The sequence below is a fragment of the Pseudoclavibacter sp. VKM Ac-2867 genome (assembly GCF_015351275.1).
GTDB lineage: Bacteria > Actinomycetota > Actinomycetes > Actinomycetales > Microbacteriaceae > Pseudoclavibacter.
Genome location: NZ_JADKSL010000017.1, coordinates 1 through 19177 on the forward strand (window position 1 = coordinate 1; position 19177 = coordinate 19177).

At 69.5% G+C, this 19177-nt stretch carries 20 protein-coding genes; 13 read left to right on the plus strand and 7 right to left on the minus strand.

Going from position 1 to position 19177, the window contains the following annotated elements; translation table 11 throughout:
• Positions 1 to 72 precede the first annotated feature (72 nt).
• From ITJ67_RS15070 to tkt, 3 genes are all read right to left on the minus strand, one after another.
• Positions 73 to 852, minus strand: coding sequence for an isocitrate lyase/PEP mutase family protein (locus ITJ67_RS15070; RefSeq protein ID WP_194678185.1), 780 nt, complete (start codon positions 850 to 852; stop codon positions 73 to 75).
• Positions 853 to 1009: 157 nt separating this feature from the next.
• Positions 1010 to 1591, minus strand: coding sequence for a nitroreductase family protein (locus ITJ67_RS15075; protein WP_194678186.1), 582 nt, complete (start codon positions 1589 to 1591; stop codon positions 1010 to 1012).
• A 165-nt stretch (positions 1592 to 1756) separates the two neighbouring features.
• Positions 1757 to 3823, minus strand: coding sequence for a transketolase (tkt, locus tag ITJ67_RS15080; RefSeq protein ID WP_194678187.1), 2067 nt, complete (start codon positions 3821 to 3823; stop codon positions 1757 to 1759).
• A gap of 153 nt (positions 3824 to 3976) precedes the next feature.
• Between tkt and ITJ67_RS15085 the strand changes: the two genes are divergently transcribed.
• The 8 genes from ITJ67_RS15085 to ITJ67_RS15120 all read left to right on the plus strand — a co-directional run bounded on the left by ITJ67_RS15085 (position 3977) and on the right by ITJ67_RS15120 (position 10043).
• Entirely contained in the window at positions 3977 to 4732 is a 756-nt protein-coding gene (locus ITJ67_RS15085; RefSeq protein WP_160070625.1) for a GntR family transcriptional regulator, read from the plus strand.
• Positions 4733 to 4738: 6 nt separating this feature from the next.
• Positions 4739 to 5188 carry a PTS sugar transporter subunit IIA gene (locus ITJ67_RS15090; RefSeq protein ID WP_160070624.1) on the plus strand — a complete coding sequence of 150 codons (450 nt, stop codon included), beginning with the start codon at positions 4739 to 4741 and terminating at the stop codon, positions 5186 to 5188.
• A complete protein-coding gene (locus ITJ67_RS15095; protein WP_160070623.1) occupies positions 5185 to 5475 on the plus strand; it encodes a PTS sugar transporter subunit IIB in 291 nt (96 codons plus the stop codon). Before ITJ67_RS15090 ends, ITJ67_RS15095 begins: the two co-directional genes overlap by 4 nt.
• A gap of 72 nt (positions 5476 to 5547) precedes the next feature.
• Positions 5548 to 7008, plus strand: coding sequence for a PTS ascorbate transporter subunit IIC (locus tag ITJ67_RS15100; protein WP_160070622.1), 1461 nt, complete (start codon positions 5548 to 5550; stop codon positions 7006 to 7008).
• Positions 7009 to 7110: 102 nt separating this feature from the next.
• Positions 7111 to 7755, plus strand: coding sequence for an HAD-IA family hydrolase (locus ITJ67_RS15105; RefSeq protein WP_194678188.1), 645 nt, complete (start codon positions 7111 to 7113; stop codon positions 7753 to 7755).
• A gap of 55 nt (positions 7756 to 7810) precedes the next feature.
• A complete protein-coding gene (locus ITJ67_RS15110; protein WP_194678189.1) occupies positions 7811 to 8530 on the plus strand; it encodes an NUDIX domain-containing protein in 720 nt (239 codons plus the stop codon).
• The gene (locus tag ITJ67_RS15115) at positions 8523 to 9416 is read left to right on the plus strand and encodes a dihydrodipicolinate synthase family protein (protein ID WP_228503033.1); all 894 of its coding nucleotides are present in this window, start codon (positions 8523 to 8525) and stop codon (positions 9414 to 9416) included. The genes ITJ67_RS15110 and ITJ67_RS15115 overlap by 8 nt, the downstream gene beginning before the upstream one ends.
• An 18-nt stretch (positions 9417 to 9434) precedes the next feature.
• Positions 9435 to 10043, plus strand: coding sequence for a 2'-5' RNA ligase family protein (locus ITJ67_RS15120; protein ID WP_323741480.1), 609 nt, complete (start codon positions 9435 to 9437; stop codon positions 10041 to 10043).
• Positions 10044 to 10229: 186 nt separating this feature from the next.
• On the opposite strand, the gene ITJ67_RS15125 is transcribed toward ITJ67_RS15120, so the two are convergent.
• The 3 genes from ITJ67_RS15125 to ITJ67_RS15135 form a co-directional block, all read right to left on the minus strand.
• Positions 10230 to 10568: a P-II family nitrogen regulator gene (locus ITJ67_RS15125; protein ID WP_104332770.1), complete on the minus strand. Its 339-nt coding sequence runs from the start codon at positions 10566 to 10568 to the stop codon at positions 10230 to 10232.
• Between the two features lie 136 nt (positions 10569 to 10704).
• Complete coding sequence (locus ITJ67_RS15130; protein WP_160074565.1) at positions 10705 to 11958, minus strand: ammonium transporter; 1254 nt, start codon at positions 11956 to 11958, stop codon at positions 10705 to 10707.
• 154 nt (positions 11959 to 12112) lie between these two features.
• On the minus strand, positions 12113 to 13162 hold the full coding sequence (locus ITJ67_RS15135; protein ID WP_194678190.1) for a phosphotransferase enzyme family protein: 1050 nt from the start codon (positions 13160 to 13162) through the stop codon (positions 12113 to 12115).
• A gap of 235 nt (positions 13163 to 13397) precedes the next feature.
• On the opposite strand from ITJ67_RS15135, the gene ITJ67_RS15140 reads away from it, so the two are divergent.
• The 3 genes from ITJ67_RS15140 to ITJ67_RS15150 all read left to right on the plus strand — a co-directional run bounded on the left by ITJ67_RS15140 (position 13398) and on the right by ITJ67_RS15150 (position 16807).
• Positions 13398 to 14729, plus strand: coding sequence for an aspartate aminotransferase family protein (locus ITJ67_RS15140; RefSeq protein WP_201297757.1), 1332 nt, complete (start codon positions 13398 to 13400; stop codon positions 14727 to 14729).
• A 258-nt stretch (positions 14730 to 14987) separates the two neighbouring features.
• On the plus strand, positions 14988 to 15650 hold the full coding sequence (locus ITJ67_RS15145; protein ID WP_194678191.1) for a GAP family protein: 663 nt from the start codon (positions 14988 to 14990) through the stop codon (positions 15648 to 15650).
• Positions 15651 to 15781: 131 nt separating this feature from the next.
• Positions 15782 to 16807, plus strand: coding sequence for an NAD(P)-dependent alcohol dehydrogenase (locus ITJ67_RS15150; RefSeq protein WP_194678192.1), 1026 nt, complete (start codon positions 15782 to 15784; stop codon positions 16805 to 16807).
• Positions 16808 to 16980: 173 nt separating this feature from the next.
• On the opposite strand, the gene ITJ67_RS15155 is transcribed toward ITJ67_RS15150, so the two are convergent.
• Positions 16981 to 17625 (minus strand): NAD(P)-dependent oxidoreductase, encoded by a 645-nt coding sequence (locus ITJ67_RS15155; protein WP_160074555.1) that lies wholly within the window; start codon positions 17623 to 17625, stop codon positions 16981 to 16983.
• Between the two features lie 179 nt (positions 17626 to 17804).
• Here ITJ67_RS15155 and ITJ67_RS15160 point away from each other — a divergent pair, with 179 nt between their 5' ends.
• Positions 17805 to 18176: a winged helix-turn-helix transcriptional regulator gene (locus ITJ67_RS15160; protein WP_104244573.1), complete on the plus strand. Its 372-nt coding sequence runs from the start codon at positions 17805 to 17807 to the stop codon at positions 18174 to 18176.
• Positions 18173 to 19024 (plus strand): SDR family oxidoreductase, encoded by an 852-nt coding sequence (locus tag ITJ67_RS15165; protein WP_160074553.1) that lies wholly within the window; start codon positions 18173 to 18175, stop codon positions 19022 to 19024. Before ITJ67_RS15160 ends, ITJ67_RS15165 begins: the two co-directional genes overlap by 4 nt.
• The last annotated feature ends 153 nt before the right edge of the window (positions 19025 to 19177 follow it).

The window sequence follows — 19177 nt, forward strand, 5'->3', positions numbered from 1 at the left end:
CGTCAACCGTGAGGGTTGACGACCACAAGTCCGCTCTGCGTCTCGCCCCGCTCGGGGCGTGGATGCTCGTGCCTAGTTGAGTGCCGGGGTGTCAGTCGGGATGACCCCATTGCCGTACAGGTCGATGGCGAGGTCGCGCAGCGCGCGCAGGGCGACCCTCTGCGTGAGCGGTCCGTAGGAGACGCGGGCGACGCCCAGCTCCTGGAACTCGGCGGCGGTGAGCGCGCCGGGGAGGCCGATGACGGACAGCTTGCCGGCGCCGAGGCCCTCGACGAGCGGCTCCACCGTCTCGCGGGTGACCGCGCCGGGGACGAAGACGAGGGACGCACCCGCATCGAGGAACGCGCGACCGCGCGCGATGGCGTCGTCGATGCTCTCCGAGATGGGGCGCTCGCCGCCGCGCGCGATGGCATCGGTTCGGGCGTTGAGCTGGAAGTTGACGCCCTCGGCTTCAGCGGCGCGGATGATCGCGGCGACGCGGGCGACGGACTCGTCGAACGGCCGCAGGCGGTCCTCGACGTTCGCGCCGACGATGCCGAGGCCGATCGCGCGACGGATGGTCTCCGCCGGGTCGTCGTAGCCGTCGTCGAGGTCTGCCGTGACGGGCAGGTCCACCGCATCCACGATGACCTTCGCCCCTGCGAGGGCGACGTCGAGCGACATGCCGCCGTCCGGGTAGCCGTAGGAGGCCGCGATCGAGTGGCCCGCGGTCGCGATGGCCTGCGTCTCCGGGAGCGCCGCGACCGTCTGGGCGCTGATCGCGTCCCACACGTTCACGACTCGGAGGATCTCCGGGGCCTGGTGAAGTTCAGCCAAACGGTTGGCGCGGTCGGCGGTGCTGACATTTGTCATTGTGCGCTCCTCTGCTCCTGCTGTCATGAAGTTGGGTCCTGCGGTGCCGGGGCTCGGTGCCCGGAACCGGCGGTGGGGACGTCCGCCGTCAACGTGTATACGCCACGCGGCTGGGGCGAGCCGGGGATGCGGCGGCGCCCGCTGCGATCTGTCGCTCTCAGCGCTCGATCTGGGCGAAGTCGCTGAGCTCCCGGCGCGAGCGGGGCGAGGTGTCGCGGGCGCGGATCTCCTCGCTCACGGCGTCGGAGTCGTCGTGCTGGCCGACGGCGATGACCGTGATCGGGGCGCGGCCCGCAGGCAGCTCGAGGGCCTCCGCGAGGGCATCCACGTGGATGCCACCCAGCTGGTGCGTGTGGAGGCCGCGCGACTGCGCCTCGATCGAGAGGTGTGCGGCGACCTGGCCGGCGTCGTACTCGGCCCAGCGCAGGGGCTTGCCGTCGCGTTCGTGCTCGACGGTGACCGCGATGAGCACGGAGGCCCGGTCGGCCCAGGCGAGGTTGAACTCCATGAGCGTGCCGTAGATCTTGTCGAACGTCGCCGTGCCGCGGACTCCGGCGACGAGCGTCGTGGGCTGCGTGTTGCTCGCCGACGGAGCCCAGCGTCCCGCCTCGAAGATGGCCCTGAGGTCCTCATCCGCGATGGCGTGGTTCGCGTCGAAGCCGCGGGGGCTCCAGCGGTCGGAGAGGGCGTCGAGGATCGGGACGGAGGTCTCGTTGCGGACGGTCAGCTGCTCGGTCATGGGTCTCCGTTCGATGCGCGATGCGCGGGGTCTGTGGGGCATGGTCGTTGCAACCCGAAGGACAACAACCGCTTGTACCTGCAAGCTATTCCCGTGACCTGGGACCGCCGGGTTACATGACGCCGCGTTGCACCGACGAGGCTCGTCGGTGCAACGCGGGGAGCCTCACGCAGAGCGGCTGATCGTCGCCCGCACCGCCTCGACGACTCGCTCGGTGGTCATGCCGCGGGCTGCAAGCGCCTGGTCGGCGGGCGCCGAGAGGCCGAACTCGTCGATGCCGACGATCTCGCCGTGCGCGCCGGCGAGGTCGTGCCAGCCGAACGAGGTCGCAGCCTCGACGATCACGCGAGCCGTGAGCTGGCTCGGGATGACGGCCTCGCGGTAGTCGGCGTCCTGGGCCGCGAACCATTCGCGACTCGGCATGGAGACGACCCGGACGAGCACGCCGTCGGCGGCGAGACGTTCCGCGGCCTCGAGGGCGAGCGCCACCTCGCTGCCCGTCGCGATGACGACGGCTGCGGGCGATTCGACGTCGGAGACGACGTACCCGCCGCGGGGCACGCCCTCACGGACCGCGTCGGCCGGCAGGTCAAGGACCGGCACGCCCTGGCGACCGAGCACGAGTCCGCTCGGCCGCTCGCTGCGAGCGATGGCGCTCCAGGCGGCCACGGTCTCGTTCGCGTCTGCGGGGCGCACGACCGTGAAGCCGGGGATGGCGCGCAGGCTCGCGAGGTGCTCGATGGGCTGGTGCGTCGGCCCGTCCTGGCCGAGCGCGACCGAGTCGTGGGACCACACGTAGGTCACCGGCACTCCCATGAGCGAGGCCAGGCGGATGGAGGGGCGCTGGTAGTCGCTGAAGACCAGGAACGTGCCGGCGAAGACGCGCCAGCCGCCGGAGAGGGCGATGCCGTTCATGGCGGCGGCCATCGCGTGCTCCCTGACTCCCCAGTGGATGTTGCGCCCGGCGTAGGAGCCCAGCTCGGTGGAGGGCGGCAGGAACGAGCCGCCGTCGTGGATGGCTGTGCGGTTCGGTTCCGCGAGGTCCGCCGAGCCGCCCCAGAGCGAAGGAGTCGCTGCGGCGAGGGCCTGGATGGCGGCGCCGGAGGCGTCTCGAGTGGAGACGCTCGTGCCGATCTCGAACGAGGGCAGCACGCTGTCCAGGTCGGTGGGCAGGTGGCGGGAGGCGAAGGCTGCGTGCGCGGCGGCAAGCTCTGGCCTGCCCGCCCGCCACGCTGCGGCGTCCGCGTCCCAGCGTGCGTGCAGCTCGGCGCCGCGGTCGACGGCCTTCCTCGCGGTGCGCAGGACATCGTCGGCGATCTCGAATGGCCCCGTCGTGACTCCGAGCACCTCCCGGAGAGCGGATGCCTCCACGGCACCAAGTGGTGCGCCGTGCGAGGCAGCGGTGCCGACGGCGCCGGGGGAGGGGAACGCGATCTGCGACTTCACGATCACGAGGCGCGGCTTCCCGGCGGGGCCGGGGGCGCTGAGGTGCGCATCGACTGCGGCGGTGTCGACCTCGCCGTCGGCCCGGAGCTCGACCTCCTCGACGTGCCACCCCTGGGCGCGGAAGCGGTCGGCGGTCCGTTCGCTGCTCGTCAGGCGGGTGTCGCCCTCGATCTGGATGTCGTTGTCGTCGTAGACCACGGTGAGGTTGTCGAGGCCGAGGCGACCGGCGAGTGCACCGGCTTCGTAGGAGATGCCTTCCTGCAGGTCGCCGTCAGAGGCCAGCACCCAGACGCGGCGGTCGAAGATCGACTCGCCAGCGTCTGCGTCGGCGTCGAAGAGCGCGCGCTCGTGCGCGAACCCCATGGCCATGCCGACGGCCGTGCCGAGGCCCTGGCCGAGCGGTCCCGTGGTCGTCTCGACGCCTGCCGTGTGCCCGTATTCGGGGTGTCCCGGGGTGCGGGAGTCGAGGGTGCGGAACGCGCGGATGTCGTCGAGCGTGACGTCGTAGCCGGTCAGGTGCAGCTGCGTGTAGAGGAGGATGCTGGCGTGCCCGCAGGAGAGGACGAAGCGGTCGCGTCCGGCCCACTCGGGGTCTCTGGGGTCGTGGCGGATGTGCTTCTGGAAGAGCAGCGTCGCGAGCGGCGCGAGCGCGATCGCGGCCCCCGGGTGGCCGGATTTCGCCTGCTCGACGGCGTCGAGCGAGAGCAGTCGCGCGGCGATGACGACGTCGGCGTCGAGGTCGTTGTCGAGGGTCGCGTCGGGGGAGGGCTCCGTGGTGAGTGTCATGGAGTGATTATGTCGTCATAACGACTTGGGAAGCAAGCCGCAGGAAGCCCGGAAAATCGGGGGTGCGTGCTCGGCGTTGCGCTCTGTCGAGCTTCGTGTCATCATGACGACATAACGAATGTAGTTGGCACAGATGAGCGCGAGGAGGCGATCATGGAGGCAAACGCCGGCACCAGCAAGTACCTGGCGGTGCGCAAGAGCCTGCTCGAGCGGGTATCGACGATGGAGATCGGCGAACGGCTCCCGGCCGAGCCCACCCTGTGCGCGGAGTTCGAAGTGAGCCGGATCACGCTCCGGCACGCTGTCGACGGGCTCGTCCAAGACGGCAGGCTCACGCGAGAGCACGGACGAGGGACCTTCGTCTCCGAACCGCAGGCCGGCGTCCACTACCCCGAGCGATTCGCCGACGAGGTCACCGGCTTCCACCGTCAGCAGACCTCGGCAGGGCACACCGTCAAGACGCGTGTGCTCCGGCAAGGCCTCGCGCCGGCCTCCGAGAGCATCGCGAAGCTCCTCGGCATCGACTTCGCCGCAACCGTCGTCGAACTCGTCCGCCTGCGCTACGTGAACGACCAGCTGCACCAGTACGTCGTCACGTACCTGCCCTACGAGCGCTTTCCCGACGCGCAGACCGCCGACTTCTCCGAGGCGTCCCTGTACGCGTACCTGAACGAGCGCTACGGCGTGACCCTGCACCGCAACGACCTCGTCGTGACCGTCGAGGAGGCAACTCCCGAGATCGCCCTCAACCTCGACATCCCCGTCGGGATGCGGCTCCTCGGCATCTCCTCGACCGTGTTCGACGCCGATGGCCGGGCCGTGGCAGAAGGCACGGCCTGGCACACGCCGGAGAACAGCGAGATCTCACTGAGCCTGCGCTCGAGCGGCGCACCTTCACAGGAGGACTGACCGAACATGATCGACCATCTGAGCCCCGAGAACATCCGCTTCGCCGACCACGTCGAAGGGTGGCGCGACGCGATCGAACTCGTCAGCGAACCCCTCCTCGAATCGGCCGCGATCACACGGCAGTACGTGGATGCGATGCTCGCGTCCATCGCCGCAGGCGGCACCTACATCGACCTCGGCTACGGCATCGCCCTGGCGCACTCGCGCCCCGAGCACGGCGTGCTCGAGACCGGGCTCTCCGCCCTCTGGGTCCGCCCAGCGGTGCTGCTCAACGACGAACCCGCGCATCCCATAACGCTCTTCCTCTGCCTCGCGGCGACCGACTCATCGAGTCACCTCGCCACGATGGCCAAGCTCGGAGAGCTCCTCACCGACGACGCAGCCCGCAACTCCCTGCTCGCTGCGACAACGACCGCCGAAGTCATGGCGGTCCTGAACGCAGGAGAACATCAATGACGAAATTCCTCGCAGTCTGCAGCTCAGGCCTCGGCAGCAGCTTCATGGTCCACCTCAACATCGAGAAGGTCCTCAAGGAGCTCGGCGTCACCGACGTGACCGTCGACCACGCCGACCTCGGCTCCGTGAGCCGCGGTGACGCCGACACCATCTTCGTCGGACGCGACATCGCGGAAGCAGCCCAGGACCTCGGCGACGTCGTCGCCCTCGACAGCATCATCGACTTGAACGAGCTGCGCGCCAAAGTCGGCGAAGCACTCAACCGCAACGGCATCGCGACCGCGTAGCCGGCCCCTCCTTCTCCCCACTTTCCGGAGCGCTCTCCCGCGTCTTCGGCTCCATCGAAAGGACAGCATCCGATGGATGCAGTACTCGATGTCTTCTTGGACATCTTCACCCAGCCCGCCGTCATCGTCGCGCTCATCGCCCTGATCGGGCTCGCGGTCCAGGGCAAGGGCTTCAGCGACGTGCTGAAGGGCACGGTCCGCACGCTCGTCGGCTTCCTCGTGCTCGCGGCCGGCGCCGGCGTCGTCGTCGGGTCCCTCGACCCGTTCGGCGTGATGTTCCAGGCCGCCTTCGACGTGCAGGGCGTCGTGCCCAACAACGAGGCCATCGTCGCGCAGGTGCTGCTCGACTACGGCGCCGCGGCCGCGCTCATCTTCTTCTTCGGCATGGTCGTCAACATCTTCCTGGCCGCGACGACGCGCTTCAAGTACGTCTACCTCTCGGGTCACGTGGCGTTCTACATCGCGGCGATGTTCGCCGTCATCTTCGGCGCGGCCGGATTCGAGCCGTGGGCCGTCATCCTCTGGGGCTCGATCGCCCAGGGCATCTACATGGTCGTCTCGCCGGCGCTCGTGCAGCCGTTCATGCGCAAGGTCACCGGCACCGATGACGTCGCCCTCGGCCACACGGGAGGCACCGGCATCGCGCTGAGCGGCCTCGTGGCCCTCGCAACCCGCGGCAAGGGAACCTCCAAGTCCACGGAGGACCTGAACTTCCCGAAGGGCCTCGGCTTCCTCCGCGACACCACGGTCATCGTCGCCATCTCGATGGCGATCATCTACGTCATCGTCGGCCTCTTCGCGGGTGCCGACTACATCGAGACCGAGCTGTCCGACGGCCAGAACTTCATCGTCTTCCTGCTCCTGCAGGCCGCGACGTTCTCTGCGGGCGTGTTCATCATCCTCGCCGGTGTCCGCGTCGTGCTTGCCGAGATCGTCCCCGCCTTCAAGGGCATCTCCGAGAAGCTCGTCAAGAACGCGAAGCCGGCGCTCGACGTGCCGATCGTCTTCACCTTCGCACCGAACGCCGTGCTCATCGGCTTCCTCTCGAGCTTCGTCGGCGGCATCGTCGCGATGCTCGCGATGGTCGGCATGGGAACGACGATCATCGTCCCGGGCGTCGTCGCGCACTTCATGACCGGCGCGGCATCCGGTGTCATCGGCAACGCTGCAGGCGGGCGCCGTGGCGCTGTGCTCGGCGCTTTCGCGAACGGTGTCGCGATCTCGTTCCTGCCGCTCCTCCTCCTGCCGGTGCTCGGCGAGGTCGGCCTCGCGAACTCGACGTTCTCTGATGCCGACTACGGAGTCTTCGGTCTGCTGCTCGGTGGCCTCTCCATCGCCGGTGGCCAGATCGCCATCGTCGTGGGCCTCTTCGTCGCACTCGCCATCCTCTACACGCTCACCCTCGTGCTCGGTCGCCGAGACCGCGCGAAGCTGCGCGCCGAGGTTGCGGACATCGACGAGTCGGCGCAGCTCGGTTCAGCCACGGCTTCGGCTGGAGCGTCCACCTCGACGGGTTCAGGCTCCCGCCGCTAAGGCAGCGCAACGCACGCGAGCAGGGCGGGAACACACGTTCCCGCCCTGCTCGCGTCGCTGCCCGCCCGCACCCCCCTTCCTCCAGCTCTCGAAAGGGCACAGATGACCTCCACCGTCCACCCCGTCGCCGGGTTCCTGTTCGACTGCGACGGCGTCCTCGTCGACTCGCTCGAAGCCGCCGCGGTCGCCTGGGACTCGTGGGCCGAGACCCACGCGCCCGGCTACGACTTCCGCACGCAGGTCGAGCACGGCGTGCGCGCCGCGGACACCGTGGCGCAGCTGGTGTCGCCCGACTCGTTCGCCGGGGCATTCGCCGCCCTCGAAGCTGCGGAGATCGCGGGAGCGGATGCGACGCTCGCCATCCCTGGCGCCGTCGACCTCACGACGAGCATCCCCGACGCCAGCTTCGCCGTCGTCACCTCCGGTACCCGGGCCCTCGCGGAGGCGAGACTGCTCGCAGCGGGCCACCGCGTCCCGGCCGCGCTCGTGACCGCCGAGAGCGTCACGAAGGGCAAGCCGGACGCCGAACCCTACCGGCGAGGAGCCGAGCTGCTCGGGCTCGACCCGGCCGACTGCGTCGCGCTCGAGGATGCCCCGGCGGGCGTGGAAGCGGCTCGAGCCGCAGGAGTCGGGTTCATCATCGGCGTCGGCGACCACCTCGAAGGTGCCGTCGTCGACGCTCACGTTCTCGACCTCCGCGCGCTGAGCTACGAGGATGGCCGCCTGTCGATCGCCGACGCGCTCTAGAAGTTCCCACGCCGCCCGTCTTGCTCTCGCTGGGCGCATGAAGCATCGTTAGGCCATGTCGTCTCACGAGCACGCACTCACCCACGGTCACCTCGGCGTCGACGTGCCCGACAGTCGTGGCCGCACCGGGCTCGACCAGGCTGGTCGCGAGCTGACCCGCAACCCGAACGTCGAGATCGAGAACGTCGAGGTCACCTCCGACGGGTGGCACGTGCTGCGTCGCACCACGTTCCGCTACCGCGGACGCGACGGCGAGTGGGCGACGCAGCAGCGTGAGACCTACGACCGCGGCAACGGCGCCACGATCCTCCTCTACGACCTCGAGAGCCGGAAAGTGCTGCTCGGCCGCCAGTTCCGCTACCCCGTCTACGTCAACGGGCACCCCGACGGCATGCTGCTCGAGACCGCGGCCGGCCTCCTCGACGGAGATTCGCCGGAAGACGCCATCCGCCGCGAAGCCGAGGAGGAGCTCGGCGTCGTCGTCGGGGAGGTGACGCCCGTCTTCGAGCTGTTCATGAGCCCGGGCTCCGTGACCGAGAGCATCCACTTCTTCGCGGCCCCCTGGTCGGCGGGCACCCCGGTCACCGGTGGTGGCGGTGTCGAGGAAGAGGGCGAGGAGATCGAATCCGTCGCGCTCGACTTCGATGAGGCGCTTCGCATGGTCGCCAGCGGTGAGATCCAGGACGCCAAGACCGTGCTCCTCCTGCACTGGGCCGCCCTGAACCTGGCGTGGCCCGCCGCGAACGCCGACGCCCAAGGGGGAGCCCATGTCTGATTCGCTGTTCGAGGGCGTCAGCGCCTTCCCCCTCACGCCCGTCACATCGGCGGGCATCGATGCAGCGAGCTATGCGGCGCTCGTCGAACGGCTCCAGTCGGCCGGCGTCGACTCCATCAGCGCCCTCGGCTCGACCGGGAGCTACGCCTACCTCGACCTCGCCGAACGGGCAGCCGTCGCGAAGCTCACCGTCCAGCACGCTGGCGCTGTTCCCGTCATCGTCGGCATCGGCGCCCTCCGCACCCGCGACGTGCTCGAGAACCTGCGCTCCGCGGAGGACGCGGGGGCCTCGGCGGTCCTGCTCGCTCCCGTCTCCTACCAGCCCCTCACCGAAGACGAGGTGTACGGGTTGTACGAGGACGTGGCCGCCACCTCGGGCATCCCGATCATCGTCTACGACAACCCGACCACCACCGGGATCGTCGTGAGCGACACCCTGCACGCGCGCATCGCCGGCCTCGACCTCGTGCGATCCATCAAGATCCCGCCGGCATCGCTCGACGTCGCCCAGGTGAGCGCCCGCGTCACCGCCCTCCGCGACGAGGTCGGCTCGCCCATCTCCGTCGGCATCAGCGGAGACCCATATGCGGCCGCCGGGCTGCTCGGCGGCTGCGACGTCTGGTACTCGGTGCTCGCGGGAGTCCTACCCGAGCCCTGCCTCGCCATCACACGAGCCGCCCTCGGCGGGGAGGCGGAACTCGCGATGAGCCTCTCCGCGCGACTCGACCCGCTGTGGGAGCTGTTCCGCGCGCACGGCAGCTACCGGGTCGCATCCGCCATCGCCGCCCAGCTCGGCCTCGTGCCGACCGTGAACCTCCCGCGGCCCGTCCACGAGCTCGACGCCGCAGGGCAGCGTGCCGTCGCCGGCGCACTCCGCGCTCTCTGAGGTGCTGGAGCGTGAGCCGTGAGTGACATCGTCAGCCTCGAGCTGCTGTTCGACACCGCTACCGAGACGCAGATCCGGGAGGAATGGCGGGTGCTGCAGGAGCTGGGCGTGTCCAGCATGGGCGCGCACACCGGGGCCAGCAACCGTCCGCACCTGTCGCTGCTCGTTCGCAGTCCGTCGCCAGATGATGCGCGCGGCGAGGGGGAGAGTGCGCCTGCTGACGCGGCTTCCGGCCAAGCGGGTCCTGGCGGGCCGCCCCTGCTCGACATCGATGCCGTCCGGGATGCAGTAGGCGGCTTGCCGATCGCCCTCACGCTCGGCGGGCCGCAGCTGTTCACGTCCGGAACGCGCGCCGTCCTGGCCCGCAGCGTCGTGCCATCCGCTGGCCTGCTCGAGTTCCATGCCCAGCTGCATGAGCGTGCGGGCGACGCGGAGATCGCAGTCGACCTGCCGCACACGACACCGGGGACCTGGACGCCGCACGTGACGCTCGCCCGGCGCCTGAAGCTCGCCGACCTGGAGCTGGCGGTGTCCGCACTCGAGCTGGCGCCGCTGCACGCACTGGCCACCGAGCTTCGGCTCTGGGATGCGCGCGTCGGCACCGTCCAACTGCTCCGCGGCGCCTGACCCTCTCGCCCTCGCCTGCCCTCGCCCGCCCTCACCCCCGCCCCCTCGCCCCCGCCCGCCCTCGCCTCGTCCCGCGCCTCTCCCCAACCGCAAAGTTGTGGCCCGTTGCTGCTCCCAGTGCCGGGAACAGCAACGGGCCACAACGATCTGGGGCGCCGCGATGGCGTGAGCTACACGGTGCGCGGTCTACACGGCCGCGGGGCCCGACTCGCCCGTGCGCACGCGGACGACGTGGCTGACATCCGTCACCCACACCTTCCCGTCGCCGACGTTGCCGGTGCGGGCCGCCTCGACCACGACGTCCAGAGCCTTCTCGAGCGTCTCGTCGGCGACCAGCACCTCGACACGTGTCTTGGCGCGGAACGAGACCTTCACGGCCTGCCCCCGGTAGTACTCGGTGAGGCCCTTCTGGTGGCCGTGCCCCTCCACCTCGGTGATGGTGAGGCCCGTGAAGCCTGCGGCCTCGAGAGCATCCTTCACATCGTCGACCTTCGTCGGCTGGATCACTGCGGTCACGAGCTTCATCGGCGTGCGCTCCTCTTCTGTGCTGGCGTTGTCTGTGCGTTCTGGTCGTGGGGGTCGCGCGTCGACTGGGTGTTCTGATCGCGCGGGGTGAACTCTGACCTGCCGAGCGCCCCGAAGCGGCCTGTCTCCATCATGGTCAACGTGCCTCGAACTCGTAGGCGCTCTCGGCGTGGATGCCGCGGTCGAGACCGACCGACTCCACCTCGTCGGGCACGCGGATCGGCACGATCTTGTTCATGACCCACGCGATCAGGTACGTGACGACAAACGCGTAGACGCACGTGACGACGATGGCGACGAGCTCACGCCACAGGAGGCTCGGGTCCCCGCCGAAGAAGAGGCCCGCGATGCCAGCCGGTGCCGCGGCTGCGCCGAGGAACACCACGAACAGGGCCCCGACGATACCGCCGATGCCGTGCACCGAGAACGCGTCGAGCGCGTCGTCGACCTTGGCACGGTTCTTCCAGCTGATGCAGAGCGCCACCACGGCACCCGTGATGAAGCCGAGGGCCAGCGCGCCGAGCGGGGTGACCGCGTCCGCTGCCGGGGTGATGCCGACGAGGCCCGAGATCATGCCCGTCGCCATGCCGAGCGTCGTGGCGTGCTTGTCGCGGATGCGCTCGATGAGCAGGTAGCCCAACGCGCCGGTCAGCGCGGACAGGGTCGTCGTGAGCACCACGTAGCCGGCGAGGAAGTTCGCGCCTGCGGCCGTTCCGCCGTTGAAGCCGATCCAGCCGAAGAAGAGCAGGCCGGCGCCGAGAAGGACAAGCGGCATGTTGTGCGGGCGAAGCTCCGTGTTCTTGCGGCGGCCGAGCACGAGCGCGAGGGCAACTGCCGAAGCGCCGGCGTTCATGTGCACCGCCGTGCCACCCGCGTAGTCGTGTAGGCCGAGGACGTTGCGCATCCACCCGCCGACCGTCTCGCCGTCGTCGCTCGTGAACGCGAAGACCCAGTGGGCGAGGGGCGCGTAGACGAGGATCGTCCACAGCGCGGCGAAGATCAGCCACGCCCAGTACTTCATGCGCCCAGCCGCACCGGATGCGACGATCGCGATGCTGATGGCGGCGAACAGGATGTAGAAGGCACCCCAGTAGGCGTCGACGGCGATGATGTCGCCTTCGGACGAGTCGGTCATGAACGACTCCATGCCGACGAACGCAAGCGGGTCACCGATGATTCCGGCGCCCCCCACCGAGTTTCCGAGCACCATTCCGTGCACGAACAGCACGTAGATGACGGCGACCACGGCCATCGAGCCGAAGACCATCATGGCCATGTTGAGCATGTTCTTGCTGTTGAGCATTCCTCCGTAGAAGAACGAGATTCCGGGGAACATCAGGAGGACGAGTCCGAATGCGGCGAGCATCCAGGCGAGATCGGCAGCGGGCATACATGGCTCCTTGTGTTGGGGTCATGGAGGGAGATGGCGTGCGGGATGCACGGGTGGAGCAGTCTGGGGAGCGGGCGGCTCGCGGGCGTGCCACGCTCGTGGGGCCTTCGGCCTCGGGTGCGCGGCGGCGGTCGGCGGAGGTCGGCCGCGAGGGTCAGTCGATGAGCCAGGTCGGGGAGGTCAGGAACCGGTCGGCGGTGAACAGCGCGGCGTCGATGACACCACCGCCCTGCAGGTCCGGCGGGAGCGCCTCATCGCGGTGGGTCGTGCTCCAGCCGAGCATCGTGAGCGTGCGCACCATGGAGAGCGCGCAGCCCAGCTTGAGCTGCGCCTCCGTCAGGCGCCCCTCGGATCGATACCCATCGATCCAGTTGCGGGCCATGACGCGCACCTCGGGCTTGTGCTCCTGGAAGGTGAGCGCGGACGCGAAGTCGTAGAGGAACCAGCTGAAGCCGGAGTCGTCGAAGTCGATGACGACCAGCCGATCGCCGTCCCGGATCACGTTCGTGGGGCGCAGATCGGAGTGCACGAGCCCCCAGTCCTGCCAGCCAGCTGGCGCCGCCTGCACGAGGCTGAGTGCCGACATCTCGGCGCGCTCCAGCTGGTCGAGCTGCGCTGGCGTCAGCGAAGCGCGGCGCCAGTCGCCCCACCTCGCGGTCGAACCGAGGAGGTCGGGGAGACCCCACGTGAAGCGGTCGAACCCCGCGGGTCGCCGCCAGCTGCGCGCGTGGTCGTGGAGGCGGGCCGTGATCTGCCCGAGCTCGGTGAACCACGGCGTCGCGTCCTCCACGTCCTGCAGGATCGAGCCGCGAACATGCTCGAAGTACACCGCCTTGAGGGCCATCCCGTCCGGCGACGGGATGCTCTGCGTCACCTGCCCGTCGGCGCCCGGGATGGGAGAGGGAACCTCCGCGCATCCCGAGTCGCGGATCGCCTCGACCCACAGCATCTCCGAGCGGAGCTGCCCCTCGCCCTCCTGGTAGCCGGGCTGCTGCAGGCGAACGACCCCGATCTGCTGCCCTGCCAGCTCGACGAGGTACGACGCGTTCTCGGAGACGGAGATGAGCTTCGTCGCGGCCTCGGACGGGAGCCCGAAGGCTGCGAGCATCCCGTCGTGCAGCCAGGCGGGAGCCGATTCCCCCTTGACGAGGGCGTCGAAGACGCGCAGCCCCGAGACGGGTTGCTTGAGCGTTGCCTCGATCATGGTCGTCTCCTCGGGCTGGGGCGATTCGTGCAGCGGAAGTGCAGATCGCGGCGGCTCTGGTGTGTGCCGGCTGAGTGCGGGGTGATCCATGTCTAGGTGCTGATTCGCTGAAGATGAGCGATGTACGGGCACTCGTTACACACGATTTACCGGGAGGAAACAGTGTGCTCGACTGGGCCGGACAGGATCGAAGCGCCGACCGGGCGAAGTGCGCCCGCGGGAGAGGACACGTCACGTGAGCAGATCGACGATCATGGACGGCAACAGCTACCGGGTGGGGGAGTCCTCAGCGGCGGCAGAGACCGAGGCCATGGTCGAGCGGCGAACGCGGCTCCTCGGACCCTCCTACCGCCTCTTCTACTCGAACCCCGTCCACCTCGTGCGGGGCAGCGGCACGTACCTCTACGACAACGACGGCGTCGAGTACCTCGACATGTACAACAACGTCGCGAGCCTCGGCCACGCGCATCCGCGGGTCGTGGCGGCGATGGCGGCGCAGGCGGGCACCCTCAACACCCACACGCGCTACCTGCACGAGGCGATCCTCGACTACACGGAGGACCTGCTCTCGACGATGCCGGCGGAGATCGGCCAGGTCATGTACCAGTGCACGGGGTCGGAGGCGAACGACCTAGCCCTGCGTGTCGCCGCGGCGTACACCGGCGGCAGCGGCGTCATCGTCACGAGCGAGGCCTACCACGGCACCTCCGGGCTGACCTCGGGTGTCTCCCCGGCCCTCGGCAGTGGGCAGACGCTCGGGCTCGAGGTGCGCACCGTGCCGGGGCCGGACACGTACCGAACCGCCCCCGAGCTCGTCGGCGAGAAGCTCGCCGCCGACATCCGCTCGGCCATCGCCGACCTCGCCAGGCACGGGGTGAAGTTCTCGGCCTTCCTCGCCGACTCCGTCTTCTCTTCCGATGGCGTCGCCGCCGACCCGAGCGGCTTCCTCAAGCCGGCGTTCGACGCCGTGCACGAGGCAGGCGGCGTGTGGATCGCCGACGAGGTGCAGCCGGGCTTCGGTCGCCTCGGGCCACGCATGTGGGGCTTCGCGAGGCACGACATCGTGCCCGACATCGTCACCATGGGGAAGCCCATGGGCAACGGCATCCCCGTCTCCGGCATGGCCGCGCGCCCCGAGGTGCTCGAGCCGTTCGCCACGAACATCCCGTACTTCAACACATTCGGCGGGAACCCGGTGGCGATCTCCGCCGCGCAGGCGGTGCTCGATGTGCTGCGCGACGAAGGGCTGCCGGAACGTGCGGCGAGCGTCGGCGACCAGCTGCGCGCCGCGATCCGCTCGGTTGGGGACGCGCGCATCGGCGACGTCCGCGGCGCCGGGCAGTTCACGGGCGTCGAGATCGTCTCCGACGCATCGAGCAAGGAAGCTGACGGGGTGACGGCGCTCGCGCTCGTCAACGCGCTGCGCGAGCACCGCGTGCTCACCTCGACGGCAGGTCCCAGCAACAACGTGCTCAAGGTGCGGCCGCCCCTGTCGTTCCAGGAGAACGACATCGACCGGTTCACGGATGCACTCGCCGCGGCGCTCGCGGACGTGCCGGTGCGCTGATGCGCTGAGGCGAGGGCGCGCGGTCCCGGACTGCGGTCGCCGCTGCCTGCCTGAGCTGCCGTTCCCTGCTCGCCCCGCCTGCCCTGCCCCGGGCCGCCTGACCAACTTCAGTGCTCATCCGGAGCCTGGCTGGCTTTGAAGAGCGTTTCCAGCCGAATGTGCACTGAAGTTGGTCAGGCGCGAGGGGCATCGAGGCCGGCGAGGCGAGTCGGCGGACGGCCCGCCCGGTAGAGTCCACGGCATGTGGGGGAGCGAGGGGTGAGCGGCGGTCTGGTCGCGGCGCTCATCGGCCTCGCCGTCATCGACTCGCTGAACCTGTCGACGATCGCGGTTGTCATCCTCATCCTGCTCACCGTGCAGCGACCCGTCCCGACGGGCTGGGTCTACGCGGCGGGCGCGGCGGTCGCCTTCTTCGGGCTGACGATGCTCGTGTACTTCGGGGCGAGCTTCGCCGGGACGCTCGTCGACGACCTCGCCGCGTGGATGCGCCGCATCATCTTTCTCGGCTTCGGGGTCATGTTCCTCGTGTTCGGGGTGCGACGCTTCCGAACTCGTGAGCGCCGCGGGTACCCGCTGCTGCGCTGGGTGAATCCGGGCACCGCGTTCCCGCTCGGCGTCGTCGCGACGGTCGCGGATCTGCCGAACGCGTTCCCCATGTTCTTCGCCGTGGAGCGCCTCATCGACGCCGAGGTCTCGGCCCCGACCGCGGTTGCAGCGCTCGCGGGATACACGGTGATCTACGCGGTGCCGACCGTGATCGCGCTTGTGCTCGGCATCCTCTTCAAGGATCGACCCCGGGAGCGCTTCCGCGAGGTGTACGCGCGTCTCACGACAGGGGAAGTGAGAGCGAGTCACAAGATGGCGGCGCTGCACTTCGCGCTCGCGGCTGGCTGCTTCGCAGTCGCGCTGTTCTTCATCTGAATCTCACGCGCAGTCGCTGACTCGGCACATAGCGAGGCGTAGCATCGGACGGGACCCCCCTTCCGGGTTCGCGGCGCTTCGCGTCGCCCAATGACGCCGGGCCGTCCCTCCGCCCGGAGAGAGGCAGCGCCATGAAAGCACTGCAGTACCGCGCGATCGGCTCGCGCCCCGAACTCGTCGAGATCGACACCCCGACGCCTGCTGCCGGCGAGATCCTGCTCAAGGTGACGGCCGCTGGAGCCTGCCACTCGGACGAGTTCATCATGGGTGCCTCCGAGGAGGAGTACTACTTCAAGCCGCTCCCGCTCACGCTCGGCCACGAGGTCGCGGGCGTCGTCGAGGCGATCGGCAGCGGCGTCCACGACGTCGAGATCGGCGAATCGGTCATCGTCTACGGCCCGTGGGGGTGCGGCCGGTGCTACCACTGCGCAAGCGGAGCTGAGCAGAACTGCGAGAAGGGGATGCGCGCGCCTGGCATCTTCAGCGACGGCGGCATGGCCGAGTACATGATCGTCGACGATGCCCGGCACCTGGTGCCGATCGGCGACCTCGACCCGGTCAAGAACGTGTCGCTCACCGACGCCGGCCTCACCCCGTACCGCGCCGTGAAGTCGGCGCTCCCGAAGCTCGTCCCCGGCTCGACTGCCGTGGTCATCGGGTCAGGCGGCCTCGGCCACGTCGCCATCCAGCTGCTCAAGGCGCTCTCAGCGGCGACGGTCGTCGTGCTCGATGTCGGCGAGCCGCAGCTCGAGCTGGCCCGCACCGTCGGCGCGGACCACACGTTCCTGTCGAACCCGGACGCCGTCCCCGCGGTCAAGGACCTCACCCGCGGCCTGGGCGCGACGGTGGTCTTCGACTTCGTCGGCATCCAGCCGACGGCCGACCTGTCCGCGAAGATGGTCGCGGCCGCCGGATCCGTTGTCGTCGTCGGCGTCGCGAGTGGTGCGGTGCCGATCGGTCAGACGACGGTGCCGCTCGACGTCACCGGCCGCGCTATCAACTGGGGCTCCAGGACGGAGCTCATGGAGGTCGTCGAGCTCGCGAAGCGCGGGGCCATCAACATCCACGTCGAACGGTTCTCCCTCGACGAGGCCACCACCGCCTACGAGAAGCTGCACGCGGGCGAGATCCGCGGTCGCGCGGTCATCGTCCCGTAGGCAGCCCTCGCCTGAGTGTCACCGGCCCGCCGGTCAGTCTGGCCGCCTGGCTGTCGCATCTCCCGGAGACGTGGGGGTTGCGCATGCTTGCCGAGCAACGAGCATGCGTAACCCCCAGGTCTGCGACTGGATGAGGAAGAGTGCAAGCAGCGTGAGGCTGGGGCTGCCGTCAGTCAGTACGCGACGCCGAAGCGGGCGCGGCGGTGGGTGGGGGTGTCGATCTCGGCGACGATCGCCGCTGCGAAGTCGGCGCCGGAGATGTTCGAGTCGCCGTTCGCGTCGGTGAGGAGCACGTCGCCGCCGATGCGGTACTCGCCGGTCGCCTCGCCCGGCGCCCAGGCGCCGAACGCGGCGGCAGGGCTCACGTAGAACCAGTCGAGTTCGGGGGCGGATGCGCGCAGGTCGTCGAGCACGCCCGCCATCTCGGAGGCCTCGGGCTTCACCGCATCCGGGAAGCCTTCCGTGTCGAAGAGCCTCGGGCCGCCTTCTGCGACGAACAGCGAGCCGGCGCCGCCGATGACGCCGAAGCGCACTCCCTTGGAAGCCGCGAGCTCGGCGGCCTTCGCGAGGAGTCCGCGGGTGCTTCCCTCGAGCTCGCCGCGGGGTGCCAGTGCGGAGACGATGACCTCGGCGCCGTCGATCGCGTGCTCCAGCGTGCCGTCCTCGAGCACGCTGCCGTTGACGTAGCTGACGCCGTGGATCGGCTCTGCGGGACGCGAGCGGCTGAACGAGGTGACCTCGTGGCCAGCGGCGGCTGCCGCCCGGACGAGGTGGCTGCCGGCGTATCCGGTTCCGCCGAGGATGGTGATCTTGGCCATGATGGTCCTTTCGTCGCGGCGGCCGTTTCAGCCGCCGAAGGTCACCGTAGGAGACCGACTGCGGGGAGGGGAAGAAGGCACTTTGCGGGGAGTCGGTTACCGCGAAGTGCCCTTTGTGCAGCTCTTGAGTCTCTGCTGGTGACTGAGTAACCTGTGGATACTCCGAAGAAGGGTGGGCCATGTCCGAGCCGCTGTGGGACCCGTACGTCCGTGACTGCCCGTCGCGGCGACTGCTTGATCGAATCGGCGATCGCTGGACGGTGCTGGTCGTCGGCACGCTGCACGACGGGCCGAAGCGATTCTCGGAGATCCAGGCGGCCGTCGATGGCGTCTCGCAGAAGATGCTCACCCAGACGCTCCGCGGACTGGAACGCGATGGCCTCGTCACGCGCACCGTCTTCCCGCAGGTGCCGCCCCGTGTCGACTACGAGCTGACGGAGGTCGGCCGCAGCCTGCTCGGCCCGCTCCGCATCCTCACCGACTGGGCGGCCGAGCACATGTCCGACGTCGGGGATGCGCAGCTCCGGTACGACGAGAGCAGGGCGGCATGAGCGAATCACGTGTGGACCGCATCGCGGTGACCGGCAGCACGGGCGCTGTCGGCGGACGCGTCGCCAGGCAGCTCGCGGATGCGGGAGCCCCGCAGCTCCTCCTCGCGCGCACGCCGGCGAAGGCGCCACAGCTGCCGGGTTGCGTCGTCGCTCCCTTCAGCTACGCGGATCGTGCCGCCTCGACGGCCGCCCTGCGAGGAGCGCGCACGCTCTTCATGGTGTCGGCGTCCGAGAGCGAGACCCGTCTCGACGAGCATCGCGCGTTCATCGACGCGGCGGCAGACGCCGGAGTGGAGCACGTCGTCTACACGTCGTTCTTCGGGGCGTCGCCGGACTCGACGTTCACGCTGGCGCGAGACCACTTCGCGACGGAGGAGCACCTCAAGGCGTCGGGGATAGCATGGACCTTCCTACGCGACAACTTCTACATGGACGTCATGCCCATGTTCGTGGGCGACGATGGCGTGCTGCGCGGCCCCGCGGGAGACGGGCGTGTGTCGATCGTGAGCCGCGCCGACGTCGCCGCGGTCGCATCGAGCGTGCTGCTCGCACCTGATGCGCACCAGGGTGCGATCTACGACCTGACGGGGCCAGAGGCCCTCAGTGCAGCCGAGATTGCCGACGCGATCGCGCTCGCCAGCGGCACCGCCGTCACGTTCCACGACGAGACGCTCGAGGAGGCGTACGAGTCGCGGGTGAAGTGGGGCGCGCCGCCCTGGCAGAACGATGCCTGGGTGAGCACGTACACGGCGATCGCGAGCGGTGAGCTGTCGAGGGTCTCGGTCGACGTCGAACGGGTCACGGGCAGGACCCCCGTCTCGTTCGCCCAGTACCTGGCGAGAGCGTAGCCGACGTCACCGATCGCGGAACCCCCGAGTGCGCCGATCTCCAGGCGCGCGATCAGGGACGAGCGCACGCGGAGCTCCGTGACGAGGTTCGCGTCGGTCAGGGACCTCCAGTCCGCGTCGAACGCGTCCGTCTCCGACGGGGATCAGGTTGTG

Excerpts from the sequence above, each read along its gene's own strand:
- ITJ67_RS15070 (WP_194678185.1), bottom strand. The coding sequence starts at position 852 with ATGACAAATGTCAGCACCGCCGACCGCGCCAACCGTTTGGCTGAACTT.
- ITJ67_RS15075 (WP_194678186.1), bottom strand. The coding sequence starts at position 1,591 with ATGACCGAGCAGCTGACCGTCCGCAACGAGACCTCCGTCCCGATCCTC.
- tkt (WP_194678187.1), bottom strand. The coding sequence starts at position 3,823 with ATGACACTCACCACGGAGCCCTCCCCCGACGCGACCCTCGACAACGAC.
- ITJ67_RS15085 (WP_160070625.1), top strand. The coding sequence starts at position 3,977 with ATGGAGGCAAACGCCGGCACCAGCAAGTACCTGGCGGTGCGCAAGAGC.
- ITJ67_RS15090 (WP_160070624.1), top strand. The coding sequence starts at position 4,739 with ATGATCGACCATCTGAGCCCCGAGAACATCCGCTTCGCCGACCACGTC.
- ITJ67_RS15095 (WP_160070623.1), top strand. The coding sequence starts at position 5,185 with ATGACGAAATTCCTCGCAGTCTGCAGCTCAGGCCTCGGCAGCAGCTTC.
- ITJ67_RS15100 (WP_160070622.1), top strand. The coding sequence starts at position 5,548 with ATGGATGCAGTACTCGATGTCTTCTTGGACATCTTCACCCAGCCCGCC.
- ITJ67_RS15105 (WP_194678188.1), top strand. The coding sequence starts at position 7,111 with ATGACCTCCACCGTCCACCCCGTCGCCGGGTTCCTGTTCGACTGCGAC.
- ITJ67_RS15110 (WP_194678189.1), top strand. The coding sequence starts at position 7,811 with ATGTCGTCTCACGAGCACGCACTCACCCACGGTCACCTCGGCGTCGAC.
- ITJ67_RS15115 (WP_228503033.1), top strand. The coding sequence starts at position 8,523 with ATGTCTGATTCGCTGTTCGAGGGCGTCAGCGCCTTCCCCCTCACGCCC.
- ITJ67_RS15125 (WP_104332770.1), bottom strand. The coding sequence starts at position 10,568 with ATGAAGCTCGTGACCGCAGTGATCCAGCCGACGAAGGTCGACGATGTG.
- ITJ67_RS15130 (WP_160074565.1), bottom strand. The coding sequence starts at position 11,958 with ATGCCCGCTGCCGATCTCGCCTGGATGCTCGCCGCATTCGGACTCGTC.
- ITJ67_RS15135 (WP_194678190.1), bottom strand. The coding sequence starts at position 13,162 with ATGATCGAGGCAACGCTCAAGCAACCCGTCTCGGGGCTGCGCGTCTTC.
- ITJ67_RS15150 (WP_194678192.1), top strand. The coding sequence starts at position 15,782 with ATGAAAGCACTGCAGTACCGCGCGATCGGCTCGCGCCCCGAACTCGTC.
- ITJ67_RS15155 (WP_160074555.1), bottom strand. The coding sequence starts at position 17,625 with ATGGCCAAGATCACCATCCTCGGCGGAACCGGATACGCCGGCAGCCAC.
- ITJ67_RS15160 (WP_104244573.1), top strand. The coding sequence starts at position 17,805 with ATGTCCGAGCCGCTGTGGGACCCGTACGTCCGTGACTGCCCGTCGCGG.
- ITJ67_RS15165 (WP_160074553.1), top strand. The coding sequence starts at position 18,173 with ATGAGCGAATCACGTGTGGACCGCATCGCGGTGACCGGCAGCACGGGC.